Annotated in this window: 17 protein-coding genes; all 17 read left to right on the forward strand. The window is 57.9% G+C overall.

Features of this window, described 5'->3' with window-relative positions; all coding sequences use genetic code 11:
• Positions 1 to 31 precede the first annotated feature (31 nt).
• Positions 32 to 895, forward strand: a complete 864-nt coding sequence (locus ACB040_RS10520) for a hypothetical protein (protein ID WP_005340015.1) — start codon at positions 32 to 34, stop codon at positions 893 to 895.
• Entirely contained in the window at positions 895 to 1,488 is a 594-nt protein-coding gene (locus ACB040_RS10525) for a PilN domain-containing protein (protein ID WP_005348605.1), read from the forward strand. Before ACB040_RS10520 ends, ACB040_RS10525 begins: the two co-directional genes overlap by 1 nt.
• Positions 1,488 to 2,135, forward strand: coding sequence for an MSHA biogenesis protein MshJ (locus ACB040_RS10530; RefSeq protein WP_219595028.1), 648 nt, complete (start codon positions 1,488 to 1,490; stop codon positions 2,133 to 2,135). The genes ACB040_RS10525 and ACB040_RS10530 overlap by 1 nt, the downstream gene beginning before the upstream one ends.
• Positions 2,128 to 2,457 carry an MSHA biogenesis protein MshK gene (locus ACB040_RS10535; protein WP_005342886.1) on the forward strand — a complete coding sequence of 110 codons (330 nt, stop codon included), beginning with the start codon at positions 2,128 to 2,130 and terminating at the stop codon, positions 2,455 to 2,457. The genes ACB040_RS10530 and ACB040_RS10535 overlap by 8 nt, the downstream gene beginning before the upstream one ends.
• Positions 2,458 to 2,527: 70 nt before the next feature.
• Positions 2,528 to 4,195: a pilus (MSHA type) biogenesis protein MshL gene (mshL, locus tag ACB040_RS10540; RefSeq protein WP_043826241.1), complete on the forward strand. Its 1,668-nt coding sequence runs from the start codon at positions 2,528 to 2,530 to the stop codon at positions 4,193 to 4,195.
• 92 nt (positions 4,196 to 4,287) lie between these two features.
• Positions 4,288 to 5,178 (forward strand): MSHA fimbrial biogenesis protein MshM, encoded by an 891-nt coding sequence (mshM, locus tag ACB040_RS10545; RefSeq protein WP_371154720.1) that lies wholly within the window; start codon positions 4,288 to 4,290, stop codon positions 5,176 to 5,178.
• Positions 5,175 to 6,254: a tetratricopeptide repeat protein gene (locus ACB040_RS10550; protein ID WP_371154718.1), complete on the forward strand. Its 1,080-nt coding sequence runs from the start codon at positions 5,175 to 5,177 to the stop codon at positions 6,252 to 6,254. Before mshM ends, ACB040_RS10550 begins: the two co-directional genes overlap by 4 nt.
• Before the next feature lie 74 nt (positions 6,255 to 6,328).
• Positions 6,329 to 8,038, forward strand: a complete 1,710-nt coding sequence (gene mshE, locus ACB040_RS10555) for an MSHA fimbrial ATPase MshE (protein WP_005348611.1) — start codon at positions 6,329 to 6,331, stop codon at positions 8,036 to 8,038.
• Positions 8,039 to 8,041: 3 nt separating this feature from the next.
• Complete coding sequence (locus ACB040_RS10560; protein ID WP_371154715.1) at positions 8,042 to 9,262, forward strand: type II secretion system F family protein; 1,221 nt, start codon at positions 8,042 to 8,044, stop codon at positions 9,260 to 9,262.
• 88 nt (positions 9,263 to 9,350) lie between these two features.
• Entirely contained in the window at positions 9,351 to 9,812 is a 462-nt protein-coding gene (locus ACB040_RS10565; protein WP_005340030.1) for a hypothetical protein, read from the forward strand.
• Between the two features lie 77 nt (positions 9,813 to 9,889).
• Positions 9,890 to 10,561 (forward strand): prepilin-type N-terminal cleavage/methylation domain-containing protein, encoded by a 672-nt coding sequence (locus tag ACB040_RS10570; protein ID WP_005348617.1) that lies wholly within the window; start codon positions 9,890 to 9,892, stop codon positions 10,559 to 10,561.
• 14 nt (positions 10,562 to 10,575) lie between these two features.
• Positions 10,576 to 11,010, forward strand: coding sequence for a prepilin-type N-terminal cleavage/methylation domain-containing protein (locus ACB040_RS10575; RefSeq protein ID WP_270657096.1), 435 nt, complete (start codon positions 10,576 to 10,578; stop codon positions 11,008 to 11,010).
• A 56-nt stretch (positions 11,011 to 11,066) separates the two neighbouring features.
• Positions 11,067 to 11,555: a prepilin-type N-terminal cleavage/methylation domain-containing protein gene (locus ACB040_RS10580; RefSeq protein WP_270657095.1), complete on the forward strand. Its 489-nt coding sequence runs from the start codon at positions 11,067 to 11,069 to the stop codon at positions 11,553 to 11,555.
• Entirely contained in the window at positions 11,542 to 12,102 is a 561-nt protein-coding gene (locus ACB040_RS10585) for a prepilin-type N-terminal cleavage/methylation domain-containing protein (RefSeq protein ID WP_201954087.1), read from the forward strand. Before ACB040_RS10580 ends, ACB040_RS10585 begins: the two co-directional genes overlap by 14 nt.
• The gene (locus ACB040_RS10590; RefSeq protein ID WP_338772849.1) at positions 12,102 to 13,031 is read left to right on the forward strand and encodes a type II secretion system protein; all 930 of its coding nucleotides are present in this window, start codon (positions 12,102 to 12,104) and stop codon (positions 13,029 to 13,031) included. The genes ACB040_RS10585 and ACB040_RS10590 overlap by 1 nt, the downstream gene beginning before the upstream one ends.
• A 37-nt stretch (positions 13,032 to 13,068) precedes the next feature.
• Positions 13,069 to 13,494, forward strand: coding sequence for an MSHA biogenesis protein MshP (locus ACB040_RS10595; protein ID WP_236358246.1), 426 nt, complete (start codon positions 13,069 to 13,071; stop codon positions 13,492 to 13,494).
• Positions 13,494 to 17,294 (forward strand): DUF6701 domain-containing protein, encoded by a 3,801-nt coding sequence (locus ACB040_RS10600; RefSeq protein ID WP_338772845.1) that lies wholly within the window; start codon positions 13,494 to 13,496, stop codon positions 17,292 to 17,294. Before ACB040_RS10595 ends, ACB040_RS10600 begins: the two co-directional genes overlap by 1 nt.
• Positions 17,295 to 17,315: the final 21 nt, after the last annotated feature.

Raw genomic sequence — 17,315 nt, forward strand, 5'->3', positions numbered from 1 at the left:
ACATTTAATCACTATTGATGGGCGGGCTTACATGAAACAACTGTTCAGACGGTCGACGCCAAGCCGCCAGGTCGGGCTCTTGCTGGCCAATGACAGGATCATGCTGGCTGCGGTGGGCAATCCCCCCGTCTTCGCGACGCGCACCATCAACGGCCCACAGGAGTGGGCAGTGGCCATGAACGAGCTGTTCAGCCGTCATGGGCTGGCCAAGTCTACGGTGCGGGTGGCCCTCGCCGCCAGCCTTTATCAACAGATCCAGATCGACAAGCCTGCCGTGCCTGACGCCGAGATGGCGGGGGCGCTTCCCTGGGCCATCAAGGATTATGTCAGCGAACCCGTGCTGCAACTGGCGATGGATTATGTGGACTTGCCCACCCCGCCGGCCGGTCGCCCGCGCATCAATGTGATTTGCCTGCCCAAGAGCCGGGTGCAACAGCTGGCCGATGCCATCAACGGCATCGCGACCCTGCAATCCATCATCAGCGACGAATTGGCGCTGACCTCTCTCTATGACGCTGACGAGACGGTGCGCATGCTGCTGTGGCAGCCCAAGGGGCAGGATCTGCAACTGCTGGTCTTCCATCAGGGCGGGCTCTGCTTCTCTCGCCAGCTGCGCGGTTTCACCAGCCTGACTGGCGAACATGAGCCGGACAGCATGCTGCTCGATTCATTGGCGCTGGAGATCCAGCGCTCCCTCGACTATCTGGCGGGCCAGCTGAAATTGCCCGAGCTGGGGCAGATGCAGTTTGCCGTCGCCTCGCCCTTTATCGGCACCCTGGTGCGCCACATGGAGCAGACCTTCGGCTTTGCCGTCTCCGCCATGGCCAACAAGGCGGTGCTGGCCGGCGTCGAATACCTCTCGGCTTACGCAGCCGCCATCGGGGAGGATGCGTGATGAAACGTCAGATAAACCTCTATGGCGCCGAGTTTCGCCCCAAGCGGCAGTGGGCCAGCCTCAATCAGATGGCGCTGGTATGGGGCTTTGCGCTGCTGCTGATCCTGTTGACGGGTGTTGGTTACAGCTGGCAGCAGCAGCAGGTCAGCCGGGCGCTGGCGCAGCGCTCTGCCGAGCTGGAACTCAAGCGCAGCGAGGCGCAGCGGCTCGATGCCGAGCTGGCGCGCCATCAGGCAGATCCCCGGCTGCAACAGCAACTGGTCAACAAGCAGGATGAGCTGACGGCCAAGCAGGGGCTGATGCGCCAATTGGGCAGCCTAACCCTGCAAAAATCCCAGGGCTATGCCAGCGTGATGGCGGATCTCTCCCGCATTCGCAACAGCAACCTGTCGTTGCAGCGCATCGAGATCAACGAAGGGCGGATCAACCTCTCCGGCTTTGCCGGACGCAGTCAGGATGTGCCGGCCTGGGTCAATCGCTTCAAGCAGACCCCTAGTCTGGTGGGCAAGGAGTTTGGTGAACTGACCCTCGGCCGTGACAAGGAGGGTCGCCTGACCTTCCAGTTGAGCGGCATTGCGCGGGAGAAACCCTGATGAACCTGAAAGCACAATGGCAGGCATGGGGCCAGCGTATCGCCTTGTTGAGCCAGCGGGAGCGGGTGTTGATCCTGCTGACCGGTCTGGTGCTGCTGGGGGCGGCCGGACTCTACGGCTGGCTCGATGGCGCTGATACTCGCCTGCAGCAGGATCGCATGGCCCTGAGCGCCGCCGAGCGCGACCTCGAGATCATGGAGCTGGAAAACCTCGGCAAACAGGCCCGGCTCAAGCGGGATCCCAATCAGGGAGTTCGCGATCAGCTGGCGCAGGTTGAAGCGGATCTGGCCCGGATCGACGATGAGTTGAAGGCCCAGACCGTCGATCTGATCCCGGCGCACGAGATGCCGCTGGTGCTGGAGGCGCTGCTCTCCCGCTCCGCCAACCTTCACATGCTGGCCCTCAGTTCGCTGGAGCCGACCCCGCTGATGGCGGGGGAGCAGAAGGTCAATCTCTACAAGCATGGTATCCGGCTTCAGCTTGAAGGAGGCTATTTTGATATCTATCAATATCTTAAAGCGCTGGAAGCCTTGCCGCGTCACTTCTACTGGAAGCAGTTCGACTATCAGGTCAAAGCCTATCCCGGCGCGGTGGTGGAGATGGAGATCTACACCCTGAGTACCAGCAAGGAGTTTATCCGTGGCTAGAGTGTTTGCGTTGTGCTGTTGCCTGTTCAGCTTGCTGGTTCAGGCGGAGCAGGTCGAGGTATTGCAGGATCCCACCGCGCCGCTGGCTGATGTGGCGGTTGGCGCCCGTGCGACCGGCGAGAGCAGCGCCGGTTTGCCGAAGCTGCAGAGTGTCGTGCTGGGCAATGGCCCGGCACTGGCGGTACTTAATGGCAAGAGTTATCGGGTCGGGCAACAGGTGGACGGCTATACGCTGGTGGCCATCAATGCCGATGCCGTGGTGCTGGAAAAGGCGGGAAAACGCCATGCGGTAACACTGTTTGCCAGCAAGATCCGGGTTTGAGTCGTGCTTGCCTCTCGAGAGGTGAATCGGCTTTATCGAGTTTAATTGCAAGTCAGGGTGCCCTAATTACATGAAAAAACACCGTCTCTGTCTGATCACCGTGGCCATGATGGCTGCAGGCTGTACCACGTATCAGCACCCCGAGCCGACCCAGGCGAAGGATGCTCTCAAACAGGCCATGAACGAACAGCAGAAACAGGCTGCCCCTCTGACCGCGTTGCCCAAATCGGTGCAAAGTGAATTGCTGCAGCTGAACCGGCCGCAGATGCCGGTCGGCATGCCGGAGAAGCGGCTGCGTATCGCGGCTCACGACGTGGAGGCGGTAGAGTTTTTCGGTTCCCTGTTCAAGGGCTCCCGCTACAGCGTGGCGGTTCACCCCGGGGTGGCCGGGCTGGTCTCCGTCGAGCTCAAGGATGTGACTCTGCCAGAGGTGCTGGCGGTGGTGGGCGACATGTACGGCTTCGATGTGCAGCGCAAGGGCAATGTCTTCCATATCTATCCGGCGGGTCTGCGTACCGAAACCATCCCGGTCAACTACCTGATGATGTCCCGTCGTGGTCTCTCCCGCACCTCGGTCAGCACCGGCGGGGTGACGGCCAATGACAGCAATAACAGCAGCGACAGCAGTTTTGACAGTGCATCGAACAACAACAGCACCAATAACTCCTCCGGCAACAACTCGAACGGCAACAGCAGCAATGGCACCCGTATCGAGACCGATACCAACAGCGACTACTGGACCGATCTGCGCGACTCTCTGCAGACCCTGATTGGCACGGGTGATGGTCGCGCGGTGATCACCAGCCCGCAGGCGGGTCTGGTCACCATTCGCGCCTACCCGAAAGAGCTCAAGGCAGTGCGTGAATTCCTGAATCAATCCGATAGTCACCTCAAGCGGCAGGTGGTGCTGGAGGCGCGGATCATCGAAGTTGCCCTCAACGAAGGGTATGAGCAGGGAGTGGACTGGAGCGGTCTCTCCGCCAGCTGGGATGGCAACAAGGGGATTACCGGTGGCGGTTCACTGGCCAATACCCAGTTACCCACCACCCCTAACCAGATCTTCACTGCACTGGGTGGCGGCGCCGGTTTCAAGGTCTCTGACGGCAACTTCAATGTAGCGGTCAACCTGCTCAAGACTCAGGGCGATGTGAATACCCTCTCCAGCCCCCGTGTCACCGCGACCAACAACCAGAAGGCGGTGATCAAGGTGGGGACGGACGAATATTTCGTCACCAATGCATCGACAACAACCGTGAGCACGACGAGCGGTGACCGAACAACGCCCAATGTAGAGTTGACCCCTTTCTTCTCAGGTATCTCTTTGGATGTAACACCACAGATCGATGAAGAGGGGAAGGTGTTGCTGCATATCCATCCCTCCGTTATCGATACTGAAGAGCAAACCAAGACCATAAAGGTGACAGACAGCGATACGCTGGTGTTGCCGTTGGCGAAAAGCTCGATCCGCGAATCCGATACCGTGGTGCAGGCCAATAACGGTGACATCATCGTGATCGGCGGCCTGATGAAGACCGACAAGCAGGAGATCGTCAGCAAGGTGCCGCTGCTGGGGGATATTCCCTGGGTGGGTGAAGCCTTTACCAACCGCCGCGAGAGCACCAAGAAGGTGGAGCTGGTGATCATGCTCAAGCCGACCGTGGTGGAGAAAGATACCTGGCAAAACGAGCTGCAACGCTCCTCCGAGCTGCTCGACAAGTGGTATCCGGCCAAGGGCTGACCCATGACACCAGATACGGTCACCCTTATTCCAAACGGCCTGTGCAGTCTTGACTGCACAGGCTGCTTGCTTGCCGTGGCAGGTGAGGTCTCATGTACCTGACCCACTTCGGCCTGCAGGAGGCACCGTTCAGCCTCACTCCCAATACCGGCTTCTACTACGGCCTGCCGCCTCACGAAGAGGCGCTGCAGGTGCTTAACTGGGCGCTGGCGCAGGGGGAGGGCTTTATCAAGGTGACCGGCGAGGTGGGTACCGGCAAGACCCTGCTCTGCCGCAAGTTGCTCAGCGAGCTGGGTTCGGAAGCGCGTCCGGTGCGGCTTGCCTGGTTGCCCAATCCCCATCTCACTCCGGCCGAGCTGCGCATCGCGCTGGCGCTGGAGTTGGGGTTGGCGGTACAGGATCAGAGCGAGCTGGATCTGACCGATCGTATCCATCGTCACCTGATCAGCCTGCACCAGCAGGGCAGTCGGGTGGTTGTGCTGATCGACGAGGCGCAAGCGCTGCCGGACGAGACGCTGGAGGCGATCCGCCTGTTCGGCAATCTCGAGACCGAATCGAGCAAGCTACTGCAGATCGTGCTGTTCGGCCAGCCGGAGCTGGATGCCAGACTGGCCAAGCCGCATCTGCGCCAACTGCGCCAGCGGATTGGCTTCTCCTACTGCCTGCGGCCGCTGCGTTTTGACGAGACCCGCGCCTATCTGGAGCACAGATTGCAGGTCTCCGGTTACCGCGGGGCACCGCTGTTTGCAGGTCGAGCCATGCGCCTGTTGTGGCGCGCATCGCGAGGGATCCCGAGACTTATCAATATCCTGGCGCAGAAGTGCCTGATGCTGGCCTATGGTCAGGGTGTGCGTCAGGTCGATAGCCGTCTGGTACGGCTCGCTATTCGCGATACCGACGATGCGAGCCGCTTTGCGCCACGGCGCTGGTGGCCCCTGTTACTGTTGCTGGGGTGCGCCCTGGCTTATGGAGTCTGGCCATGAGCGTTATCAACCAGATGCTGAAAGATCTGGATCAGCGTCAGCAAGGATCCGATGGCGCTGCCGTCTATATTGCCCCTGCGCGTCAGCAGGGATGGTGGATGTTGCTGCTGACCCTGATCTGCGGTCTGGCACTGGGGATCCTCGGTTGGCGAACCTGGATCTACTGGCAGCAGACCCATACCGTGACGGCTGCTAGTGAAGTGATCGCCCCCGATGTGGTTGCAAGGGCCGCCGCGCCAGTCAGCCAGTCCGAGTCGGTCGAGGTGGCGGCCGCGCTGCCGTTGCCAAGTCAGGATGAGGTGAATGATGAGGCAGGCGAGAGTGACTCCGATAGCATGGCCGACGGTGCGCCCTTTGATGCCTCCAGCGATGTTGACGAGTCCGAGCCGACCGATGAAGAGCTGCAGCCCGAGCTTTACGCCGAACTGGCGGCAGAGCAGCAGGCAGTCGCCAGCGCGCCGCGCAAGCCGAGCGTATTGAAGATCGAGACGGTCGAGCTGTCGGCCAAGGAGCTGGCGGCACTGGCGGAGCGCAAGGCGACTACCGCCATGGCCAAGGGAAGCCTGCGGGATGCGCAGGACAACTACTATCAGGTGCTGGCCCACGATCCCTACAATCAGGGGGCGCGCGAGCAGCTGGCGGGGCTGCTCTACGGCGAGGGCCGTCTGACCGAGGCGCGTCAGCTGCTGGAAGAGGGGATCCGGCTCGATCCCCAACAGGCCGATTTTCGTCTGCTGCTGGCCCGCCTTGCCATCAGCGAGGGGCAGCAGCAGCAGGCACTTGGCTGGTTGTCCGGTTATCAGCCGGATCTCGCCAGCAACATGGACTATTACGCGACCTGGGCCGGGCTGACTCAGGAGCTGGGCCAGAATGCCGATGCGGCGGCGCTCTATGTGAAGCTGCTGCGTCAGCAGCCGGATCAGGGCCGCTGGTGGCTTGGCCTCGGCGTGGCCGAGGATGGTCAGGGTCACAGCCAGCGGGCGCTCGATGCCTATCGCAACGCCCTGCTGCACGGCAACCTCGGCGAGGCGTCGACCAACTGGCTGGAACAACGAATTGGCCAACTAACCCCTTGATAAACAGCAGGTTCGATTAGCAAAGCGGAATCGGATGCGGCAACGGGTGTGAAGTAACAGAGATCGGAGCAAACATGGCACAACCCAGACTGAAAATGCGCCTCGGCGACCTGCTGGTACAAGAGCAGATCATCTCTGATGATCAGCTGCAGCTTGCCCTGCAGCAGCAGCGTCAGACCGGCCGCAAGCTGGGCACCACTCTCATCGACCTCGGCTTTATCAGCGAGGTGCAGCTGTTGCAGTTCCTCGCCCGCCAGCTGGATGTGCCCTTCTTCGATCTCAACAACCTCACCATCGACGCCGCCGCGGTGCCGCTGCTGCCCGAAGTGCAGGCGCGTCGCTATCGGGCGCTGGCGGTCAACCTCACCGATGACAAGGTGACGGTGGCGATGTCGGATCCGGCTGATCTGAGCGCACTGGATGCCGTCGCCGCCCTGCTCAGCCCGCGCATCATGGTGCTGGCGGTGGCGCGGGAAGGGCAGCTGCTGGAGTATTTCGACCGCCTCTATCGCCGTACCCGCGAGATTGAGAGTTTCGCCGAACAGCTGCAGGAGGAGTATCAGGACTCCGGCTTCGAGCTGGGCTCCAGCAATCTGGGAGCCAATGACGAGGGGGAGGCGACGGTGGCCAAGCTGCTGCGCTCCCTGTTCGAGGATGCGGTTCAGGTGGGGGCGTCGGATATCCACATCGAACCGGACGAGAAGGTGCTGCGTATTCGCCAGCGGATCGACGGTATCCTCCACGAGAATATCCTCAACGAGGTGCGGATCGCCCAGGCGCTGGTGCTGCGCCTCAAGCTGGTGGCGGGGCTCGATATCTCCGAGAAGCGCTTGCCGCAGGATGGCCGTTTCAACATGAAGGTGCGCGGTCGCGATGTGGATGTGCGGATGTCCACCATGCCGGTGCAGTATGGCGAGTCTGTGGTGATGCGTCTGCTGGATCAATCCTCTGGCATCCTGTCGCTGACCGAGACCGGCATGCCGCCTGAGATCCTGACCCGTTTCCGTCGCCAGCTCAAACGGCCACACGGGATGATCCTGGTGACCGGCCCGACCGGTAGCGGCAAGACCACCACCCTCTATGGCGCCCTCTCCGAGCTCAACCAGTCCAGCAACAAGATCATCACGGTAGAAGACCCGGTGGAGTATCGTCTCTCACGCGTCAATCAGGTGCAGGTTAACCCCAAGATCGGCCTCACCTTCTCCAACGTGCTGCGTTCCACTCTGCGTCAGGATCCGGACATCCTGCTGGTGGGGGAGATGCGGGACAACGAGACGGTGGAGATCGGTTTGCGTGGCGCCATCACCGGTCACCTGGTGCTGACCACCCTGCACACCAACGATGCGGTGACCAGTGCCTTGCGCCTTATCGACATGGGGGCGCCCGGCTATCTGGTGGCGAGCGCCCTGCGGGCGGTGGTCGCCCAGCGGCTGGTGCGGCGGGTATGTGAGCACTGCGTTGAGGAGAAGGCGCCCGACGAAGGGCAGGCCACCTGGCTCACTGTGCTCTCCGGCGAGGCGCCTGGCCAACACACCTATCACAAGGGCCGGGGTTGCCAGAGCTGCAACTTTACCGGTTATTCCGGCCGTATCGGGGTCTACGAGCTGTTGGAGCTGGATCAACCGATGATGGATGCCCTGCGCCGCAACGATGCGGAAGGGTTCGCCAAGGCGGCCCGTCAACACGAACACTACCGGCCGCTGGCCCTCACTGCCCTCGATTATGCCCGTCAGGGGATCACCTCGGTGGATGAGGTGCTGCGACTGGCCGAGGATTTGGGGTAAGCGATGGCTAACTTTGCCTACAAGGGGCGTGACAGCCAGGGCAACGCCACCAGTGGCGTGGTCGAAGCGGCCAACGAGATGGCGGCCGCCGAGCAGCTGATGCGCCGTGGCGTGATGCCGACCGAACTGAAACCGGGCAAGGCCAAATCCGCTGCAATCGACTGGTCACTGTTGCTGGAAGGGGGCGTAAAGCTGGACGATCTGGTGATCTTCAGCCGCCAGATGTATGCCCTGACCCGGGCGGGGATCCCGATCCTGCGCGCCATTGCCGGGCTGGAGGAAAGCACTCACAGCAAGCCGCTCAAGCGGGCGCTTCACTCGCTGGGGGAAGATCTCGGCAACGGTCGCCCGCTGTCGAGCTCGATGCAGGCGCACCCCAAGGTATTCAGCAGCCTGTTTGTCGCCATCATCCATGTGGGTGAGAACACAGGTCAGCTGGAAGAGTCCTTCTTGCAGCTCGCGAACTATTTCGAGCTGGAGCTGGAGACCCGCAAGCGGATCAAGACCGCCATGCGCTACCCCAGCTTCGTGATGATCGCCATCGGTATCGCCATGGTGATCCTCAATATCATGGTGATCCCGGTGTTTGCCGGCATGTTCGCCAAATTCGGGGTGGAGTTGCCGCTGGCGACCCGCATTCTGCTCGCCACCTCGCACTTTTTTGTCAACTACTGGTGGCTGCTGCTCGCCATTCTGGCGGGGATGGTGTTCGGCTGGCGCCGCTGGGTCGCCACCACCAAGGGCAAGCTGACCTGGCACCGCTGGCAGCTCAAGTTGCCGATCGTCGGCACCATCATAGAGCGCTCCCTGCTGGCCCGTTTTGCCCGCAGTTTTTCCATGATGCTCAAGGCCGGGGTGCCGCTAAACACGGCGCTGACCCTGGTGGCCGATGCGGTGGATAACGCTTATATGGCGGGGCGGGTGCGGGATATGCGCGCCGGTATCGAGCGGGGCGAGAGCCTGCTTCGCACCGCCAGCAGCAGCGGCCTGTTCACCCCGCTGGTGATGCAGATGATCGCCGTGGGGGAGGAGACCGGTCAGGTCGATGACCTGCTACACGAAGCGGCCGAGTATTACGAGCGGGAGGTGGATTATGACCTCAAGAGTCTCACCGCCCGCATCGAGCCGATCCTGATCGGGATCGTGGCGGTGATGGTACTGATCCTGGCACTGGGTATCTTCACCCCCATGTGGGACATGATGCGCGCAGTTCGCGGCAAGTAATCTTGCTGGAACTGGATATCTTCACGCCTGAATGGTGGGACATGATGCGAACCGTAAGAGGCAAGTGATCGGTGGAGTTGAGGGCTGGATGAGCAGACAGACGCAGCAGGATGATCGCTGGCTGACCGGATATCGGCGGATCGCCGTGATCATCCTGCTGATGGTGATCGTGGCGACCCTGGTGCGTAGCTATCAGGGCCACCGGGAAGAGGCGCAGCAGCTCACTCTCACCTTGCTGGGGGAGCAATTTGCCGAGCGGGCACAGCGTTTGCACGGCATTTGGCTCGATGAGCGGCGCCCGCAGACACTGCATGTCGCCGGCAAGGGGTGGCAGTTTGATGCCCGAGGGTGGCCCCTGGGGTTAGTGCCGCTGCAATCCCCTTCGGAAAATTGCCGTCAGTTGTGGTTGGCTCTGATGGGTGAGACGAAGGGGGGCATGCCTCCCCTGCAGGTTCTGGCCCGCCCCGATGGCAGTGGTTGCGAGATGGGGTGGGATGGTTATTGGCTGGTTTATCAGTTTTCTGACGGGCGGGTGATGAAAAAGCCTTGAATGAAACTAATCATATGACCCAACTACATGATTTTTTTGGGCCTGCATGAAATAATGTGGGTCATTACGGAGGGAGCATGACAATGAAACCAATGGCACCAACAATGCCGGAAAACGGGATGAGAAGACGGTCTGCCGGCTTTTCCCTCATTGAGCTGGTGATCGTTATCGTGATCCTGGGGATCCTGGCGGTGACTGCACTGCCGCGCTTTCTCGATGTGACTGACGAAGCGAAGAAGGCCAGCGTGGAAGGAGTCTCTGGCGGTTTTGCTACCGGCGTTTCACTGGTGCGGGCGCAATGGGAGGCGGAAGGTCGCGCCAAACAGGACAGCCTCAATACCGTGCTCTATGACGGCAGCCGCTTCTATCTGACCACTCCGACCGATACCCAGATCAGCAACGGCGAGCTGTCGCCCGGCTATCCCATGGATACCGTTGCAAGCGGTAATCCCGATGTGGACCCCGCTAATCTGACCGCCGAACGTTGTCTCAATATTTGGGAGGGGTTACTGCAAAACCCGCCCAAGGCTACGGCCAGCTTCAATGAAGTGCGCGGTAGCGGCAATGACCTGAAATACTATGCCACCGTAAGCAGTAATGGACTGGATTCGGTCTGCCGTTACTATTTGGTCAATAGTTTGAGTAAGGGCAGTGATGGCAAGTATCAGGATCCGCAAGGCAAGACTGATGCATTTATGAGTTTCAGTTACCGCCCGGCATCCGGTCAGGTGACCACAAATATTAATTAACAGAGGAAAGTGAAATGAAAAAACAGGCGGGTTTTACCCTGATCGAACTGGTTATCGTGATCATCATTCTGGGTATTCTGGCGGTCACCGCTGCACCCAAGTTCCTGAATCTGCAAGGTGATGCACGCCAAGCTGCAGCTGATGGCGTTAAAGCATCGCTACAGAGTGCCTCGCAGCTTGTTTACAGTAAGGCAGCTCTATTGGGGATTGAGGGGTCTTCGGGAGCTGTTTCTATCGCTGGCGATACAATTCAGACCTCGTATGGTTATCCTGTGAATGCTGACGTGAAAAAAACAGTTACCCTTGATGGTTGGGATCAGGTATCTGGTTCAGATGGCACTTTCAAACCTAATAATGCTGCAAACAGCCAGTGTCAGGTTGTATACAACAATAATCTGACCAGTGCTGGTGGTGTACCTAGCATTAATGTTGAAAACTGCGGCAACTAAAAGGGATCTGAGCGAGGCCTTGACCTCGCTTTCTCTTTTCCCTGATGAGAACCTCCATGCCTGCAACCAAGGGCTTTACCCTGATTGAACTGGTACTGGTGATCCTGTTACTCGGGATTCTGGCCGCCTTTGCCGTGCCCAAATGGCTGGGCAAAGGCGGCTTTGAAACTCAAACTGTGCGTGACGAGCTGCTTACCCGGCTGCGGCTGGTACAGACCGTCAATATGCATGAGCCTGCCAACCGCTGTACCCAGCTGGTGGTTGCCTCTCCCCGTTTTGCCCACCGTACTTATGCTGCGTGTCCTGCCAGCGATGATCTGAGCGGTGGCTGGACCGATAATCTGCGCACCCGTGGTCGGCTGGTGACCCCCTCTGCCGGTATGTCTATCTCCCTCAATAACAGCAACAACTTCGTGCTGCGCTTCGATCAGATGGGCAGACCGCTAGGCAGCTGCGCCACCGGTTGTACCTTGCTGGTGAGTGATGGTCGCGAGACCAGTCGTATCAAGATTGAGTCAGAGGGGTTTATTCATGAGATCCCTTAAGCGTGGTTTCACCCTGATTGAGCTGATCGTTGGCATAGTGCTGCTGGCGGTGGCTTTGACTGGCATTTTGGGGTTGCTTATCAATCAGGCGCCGCAGGCGGTAGACCCGGTGCAGCAGGTACGCGCCGCCCAGCTGGCCCAGCGCCTCTCCGGCGAGATCTTGCAAAAGTCGTTTGATGAACATTCGGATCATAACGGTGGTCGTTATCGTTGTGGCGAGCAGGTGGCTGGGGTGACCATCTCTTCCTGCTCCACCAGTTATGGTCCGGATGGCGAGCCCGCATCCTATGCCTATAACGATGTGGATGATTTCGATACCGCAGGTAGCTGGGTGGATGCCAACACGCTGACCCAAACTGAGGTGGGAGTCAGCAGCGAGGAGTATCGCAACTATCAGGTGAAAATTGCGGTGCGTGGAGCCGATTTCAGCGACGGCACCTTCAAGAGTTGTGCCGCCCCCTGCTCTGTGGGCAAGCGCATTGATCTGCAGATCAAGCTACCGGATCAGAGCGTGCTCGATTTCTCCTTTTATCGGGGGAACTACTGATGGATCGCTCCGCTGTTGGGTGTTGCTTACCTGTCCGAATGTCCGCGCCTGTAACCACTTCCGGCGTTCGATTACGCCTGGCGGCCAATCGAACCTACCGTAAACCTCGGGGTAATCGTGGCTTTACCTTGGTCGAGCTGGTGATGGTCATCCTGCTGCTCGGGATAATGGCGACCTTTACCAGCCAGTTTATCGGTATCGGTACCCAGATTTATGGCGATGCCAGCAGCCGTGAGCAGCTGATGAGCGATGCCCGCTTCGCCATGGAGCGGCTTAACCGCGAACTGCGTGATGCGGTGCCGGGCTCGGAGCGGATCGAGACGACTGGCGGGACATGGGACGACACCGGTGCCTGTTTGCGGTTCTGGCCCATCAGCACCTCGAGCCGCTATCTGGCACTTAACCGCGCCATGTCGGGGAGCACGGCTACCCTTGAGCTGGTGATGGCGACCCCGGCTTCTGCTGCCAATCCGCTGGATGTGGATGCCACCGCCGTCAAAAAAGATGATCAGCTGATCGTCTTCCCCGTGCCGGACAAAAATGTCGGTTCGCTCACGGCAGGCTGCGATTATGGCCGCTGCGTAGCCAGGGTTACCGATGTGCTGACGCCCGTATCCGGAGCGCAAACCATCCGCTATACCAGCACCGAGAGTCTGACTGGCCTCTCTCCCGGCAGCCGGGTCTACTTTGCCAACCAGCAGGTACGTTACTGTGTGGAAGGAAACACGCTGACCCGTGCTACCGCTCCCATTGGGGCACCCTTACCTGCACAAGGCGTATTGATGGCCGACTCCCTTCGTATTGGAACCTTCTATCGGGAAACCTCGGCGTTTAACGCCGAAGGGGAGTTTGGCATGCGCTTTGTGTTCGAACGCAAGGGGGAGTCGGTCACCTTCAACCACAAGATAGAGGTGTTCAATGTGCCCTGATCCACAGGCTTTCGGACGGATGCGAGGCAGTGCCTTGATGATCGCCCTGTTTGTGATTGTGGTGATGGCACTGCTGGCGGCTGCCATGGGCCGTTTTCTGGTCGATAGCGGCGAGAAAAATACCGTGGAGGTGCGCAGCGTGCGGGCCCTGCTGGCCGCCCAGAGCGGGCTGGAAGTGGCGCTCTATCGGTTGTTCCCCAAGCGCACGCTTGCCCAACCGACCCCCCCAGCGGTCTGCCTGGCAAGCAGCCCACTGAGCTTTGCCAGCACGCCCGGACTGACCAACTGTCAGGCTGTGGTTCGTTGCGCCACGGTGCCGGTGACCTATAACGGATCTGTGACCAATGGCTATCGTCTCGAGAGTGTCGGAACCTGTGGCAGCTCGGACCTTAACAATGCCAACCCTGATTTTGCCGTGAGCCGAACCCTGATGGTCGAAGCTTATGATGGAGGAACTCCCTGATGCGCAATTTATTTCTGCTCATTTGCTTATACATCATGGTCTCACCAGTTTGGGCGGCAATTGATTGTAATAGTATTTTCCCTGGACCGATTCAGAGCCATGATGCAGACGGAACTCTTTATATGCAAGGTGGTGCTCGTGTAGATAACTACAATGGATTTGAAGTATGTTTTAAGAAAGTTAGGGCCTATAACGAAGAGATGAATTCGTTAGCTTGTGGCACAGGTAAGTGTGAGATAACCGGTATTTCGAGTAAAAAACAGGTTAGTCTGATAATGCCTGGTGGGACAGATAACAAAACCTATTCAATACCAAGTTGGGGAAACCCTTCCCAAGTTGTACTAGGGCAAACGTCTAACTATGGTAAGGCCGTTGGTTCGCGTTGGGATGCAGGTCAGATTACTGTATCTGGAAACATAGGTGGGTATGATGGTCGCCCAGGATCTTTGGGTTTTTCTGATTTTTACGATACATATGTCATTAAAGGATTAACAATACAGAATAAGGGAGTTGTAACCTTAATTTCAGGTAAGACATATGTCATTGACGGCAACCTAAAATTGAGTTCCGGTGAGATCAAACTGATAGGTAGTGCTCCAACACGCCTTTTCGTTAAAGGCGACTTTGATGCTTATAGTGATACTCAGCTGTCAGCTAATTCAGATATGGAGGTTTACATATCCGGAGCAGTGACACTCACAGGTAATAATGTCTTAGCTGGCTCTTACTATGTTGAGGGTAATGCTACTTTTGAGAATGATGTGACTCTTTTTGGTCGAGTGAGTGCGAAGAATGTCAACTTGAAGGGCAATAGTAAGGTTATATACGATGGTGGTGTGCCTCCATTTAAATGTGAGAGTTCAGAAACCTTTGATTCAGCAAATTCGCTGGCTATGTGGGCATTATCTGCGGCAGCCCAAAGTACACTGCCTTCAGTCAAAAATGGGCGACTGCAATTAACCACTAATGACAACAGCCAATCTACGGCTGCGACTTACAAGATGCTGTTCCCTGGCGCTGACAATCAGGTTGTTCTGGAATTTGATCACTTTGCATACGGTGGATCAGGGGCTGATGGAATGGCCGTTGTTTTGTCAGATGGTTTAGTGACAGCGCAACCAGGTGCGGCTGGCGGGCCTCTCGGTTATGGCGCGCGCAGCAATGTCAACGGTTTTGCCGGTGGTTGGTTAGGTATCGGTCTTGATGAGTATGGGAACTTTTCTACTGAAGGTGGGCCAAGGGGGGCTGGACCTGGGGCTCGACGCCCCCAGTCTGTGGTGATCCGAGGTTCGGGTAGTGGTACCTCGGGTTATAGTTATCTTGCAGGTGCTTGTATAAATGGAACCCAGAATACCGGTTCTTGCCTCTCGCCAAGAGTCGATGGGAACGGTAGTGCTAACCCAGTGCATCGTTACCGGATTGAAGTTGACTCGCGCCAGAGTAATAAAACCTTTGTAGAAGTCAGTCGCCGTACCAGCGGAAATCAATTCACCATCCTCATTCCTCGCTTTGAGCTAAAAGGTCAGGTAACGACGCCCAATGATTTTCAGCTCTCTCTGACGGGCTCGACTGGCGGTTTAACCAATTTCCATGAGCTCGATAATTTTCAGGTATGTGCGCTAAAAAGTCGGCCATTGAATGTGCAGATCGATCACTTTCGTTTTGACTACAGTCGTGTGCCGCTGACCTGTAATCCACAAGATGTCACGCTAACGGCCTGTGCTAATAGTGACTGTTCGGTTCAATATAAAGGTCCTGTGACTGCTTATCTGTTACCTAAAAAACTTGCGCAAGGAGAGTGGCGCGACAGTCAGGGCAACGTGTTAGCCAATGATCAAGTGACGTTCAGCGGCGGGAAAGTGGATCTGCGCTTACGCAGCCCGATTAAAGGCAAGATAACACTGGGAGTAGAAGGATCCACGCCCGCGACCAGACCTTTAAGCTCGACTTTGTGCAGGATGGGCAGTGGTGCCTATTCGATCGGTGCTTGCACAATCGACTTCGCTGACAGTGGTTTTATCTTTGATGTGCTGGATACCTATTCCAACCAGCCTCAGGATGTGACTATCAGTGCGGTCAAAAAAGACGACATTACCAAGCAATGTGTGCCTGGATTTACCGGCGTGAGGTCTGTCGGCTTTTGGGGAACGTACAACAATCCAAATACCAATAGCTTTGGTAGCAAGATCTCCATCGATGGCAACGCTATTGCAACTTATGCCGGCAGTGTTTCTTCACCAACACCAACCACCCTCAACCTGACTTTTGATAATCAGGGTAAAGCGACCTTGAAAAAAGTGACCTACCCGGATGCGGGTCAGATGCAGCTTTCAGCCAGTCATAATGGCAGTGGTGAGACGGCGGGTCTGGTGATGACGGGGGCCGACACGTTTGTGGCACGTCCTGTCGGCTTGTGTATAACCCCTCCGCAAGGGGTCTGCGCGGTGGGTGACAGCAGTTGTCCGGTATTCAAAAAAGCAGGGGAAACGTTCCTGGTAGATATCAAGGCGATGGCCTGGGAGTCGGCCAATGATGGGGATATCTGCGTAGGGAATCAGACTACGCCCAACTTTGCCCTGCCCAATATTGCTCTGGGCAGTACGCTGGTGGCACCCAATCCGGGCACCAATGCAACGCTGGGTACTACCACCTATAGCCATGTGGCTGCGGCCAACAGTGCCAATAGCGTTAGCCAGACCGTGAGCGAGGTGGGAGTGTTCCGGATGACGGCGACGCCACCGGCGGCAAAGCCGCCAGAAGGAAGCACTGTATCTACGGGCTATTTCGGCTATACCATCCCTCCCGCCAGCAGCGTGCCGGTGGGACGTTTTGTCCCTTGGGATTTCAATTTGCTGAGCGGGGTGCTTACTCCTGCTTGCGGGCAGTTCAGCTATATGAGTCAGCCATTCGGGGTCAAGATGACGGTACAGGCTCGTAACAAGAGTGCCGGGGTGACCAAAAACTATGGTGGCGAGTTCGCGAAGGGGCGGCTCTATCTGGTGGCAGGCAATAATCATGATGGGATTGATCGCACGGATCGAGTGGGGAGCATGATGGCCAGCTGGGCATCAGGCGAAGCCAATATTGACAGCCAGAGCCGCTTTGCCCGGCTTTCTGAGCGCGATCCCGGCCTGACTACTCCCGAAGAGCCCTTTAAGTTACTGCGTTTTGGCCTGCAAGTGCTTGATGAGGAGTCACCCTCAGTCACTTTCATGGCTGATGCTGACCTGAATCCTGGCATCAAGAATGGTTGTACCAAAGGGGTTAACTGCAATGCCAAGCAGTTGACGATTCCTACGCGGGTGAATAACACCATGACGGCTTATTATGGCCGCCTGCAGGCGGGCACGGCGGCGGGTCTTGCCTCGGCGCCGCTGGCCATTCCACTGCAGATGCAATATTACGAAGGGGGCAACTGGCTGCAAAACAAGGAAGATCAATGTACCCAGCTCTCTTTGGCCAATCAGGGGTTCATTTTCCTCAATCCGAGTCACACCTTTGATGCGGCGACTCGCGAGCTGAATCTGGGGGCGGGTCGCAAGATCAAGCTGGGGTTGGGCAGTTCGGCACCGGGTGGGGATGCTGCACTGGCGAAAGACGGGGAGATCCTGTTCCACTTTGCCAAGCCGGACATCTCGGTGCGCATTCCCTACAAGGTCGATTTGGCAAAACAGCCGTCGCAGCCCCTCTGGTTGTCTGACCCAACGAGTGCCAATGACGGCAACCTGCAAGGTGAGGCCATTTTCGGCTCCAGCCGGGGTAATGACAGAATTATTTATCGGCGCGAAGTATTGCAGTAATTGATGTGTAAGGGGGGTTGG

The organism is Aeromonas sp. S11(2024), from assembly GCF_041402345.1.
GTDB lineage: Bacteria > Pseudomonadota > Gammaproteobacteria > Enterobacterales > Aeromonadaceae > Aeromonas > Aeromonas veronii.

Bases quoted from the DNA above. Each gene is read 5' to 3' on its own strand.
- mshL (WP_043826241.1), top strand. From the start codon at position 2,528: ATGAAAAAACACCGTCTCTGTCTGATCACCGTGGCCATGATGGCTGCA.
- ACB040_RS10530 (WP_219595028.1), top strand. From the start codon at position 1,488: ATGAACCTGAAAGCACAATGGCAGGCATGGGGCCAGCGTATCGCCTTG.
- ACB040_RS10595 (WP_236358246.1), top strand. From the start codon at position 13,069: ATGATCGCCCTGTTTGTGATTGTGGTGATGGCACTGCTGGCGGCTGCC.
- ACB040_RS10585 (WP_201954087.1), top strand. From the start codon at position 11,542: ATGAGATCCCTTAAGCGTGGTTTCACCCTGATTGAGCTGATCGTTGGC.
- ACB040_RS10550 (WP_371154718.1), top strand. From the start codon at position 5,175: ATGAGCGTTATCAACCAGATGCTGAAAGATCTGGATCAGCGTCAGCAA.
- ACB040_RS10580 (WP_270657095.1), top strand. From the start codon at position 11,067: ATGCCTGCAACCAAGGGCTTTACCCTGATTGAACTGGTACTGGTGATC.
- ACB040_RS10520 (WP_005340015.1), top strand. From the start codon at position 32: ATGAAACAACTGTTCAGACGGTCGACGCCAAGCCGCCAGGTCGGGCTC.
- ACB040_RS10600 (WP_338772845.1), top strand. From the start codon at position 13,494: ATGCGCAATTTATTTCTGCTCATTTGCTTATACATCATGGTCTCACCA.
- mshE (WP_005348611.1), top strand. From the start codon at position 6,329: ATGGCACAACCCAGACTGAAAATGCGCCTCGGCGACCTGCTGGTACAA.
- ACB040_RS10575 (WP_270657096.1), top strand. From the start codon at position 10,576: ATGAAAAAACAGGCGGGTTTTACCCTGATCGAACTGGTTATCGTGATC.
- ACB040_RS10565 (WP_005340030.1), top strand. From the start codon at position 9,351: ATGAGCAGACAGACGCAGCAGGATGATCGCTGGCTGACCGGATATCGG.
- ACB040_RS10525 (WP_005348605.1), top strand. From the start codon at position 895: ATGAAACGTCAGATAAACCTCTATGGCGCCGAGTTTCGCCCCAAGCGG.
- ACB040_RS10570 (WP_005348617.1), top strand. From the start codon at position 9,890: ATGACAATGAAACCAATGGCACCAACAATGCCGGAAAACGGGATGAGA.
- ACB040_RS10560 (WP_371154715.1), top strand. From the start codon at position 8,042: ATGGCTAACTTTGCCTACAAGGGGCGTGACAGCCAGGGCAACGCCACC.
- mshM (WP_371154720.1), top strand. From the start codon at position 4,288: ATGTACCTGACCCACTTCGGCCTGCAGGAGGCACCGTTCAGCCTCACT.
- ACB040_RS10590 (WP_338772849.1), top strand. From the start codon at position 12,102: ATGGATCGCTCCGCTGTTGGGTGTTGCTTACCTGTCCGAATGTCCGCG.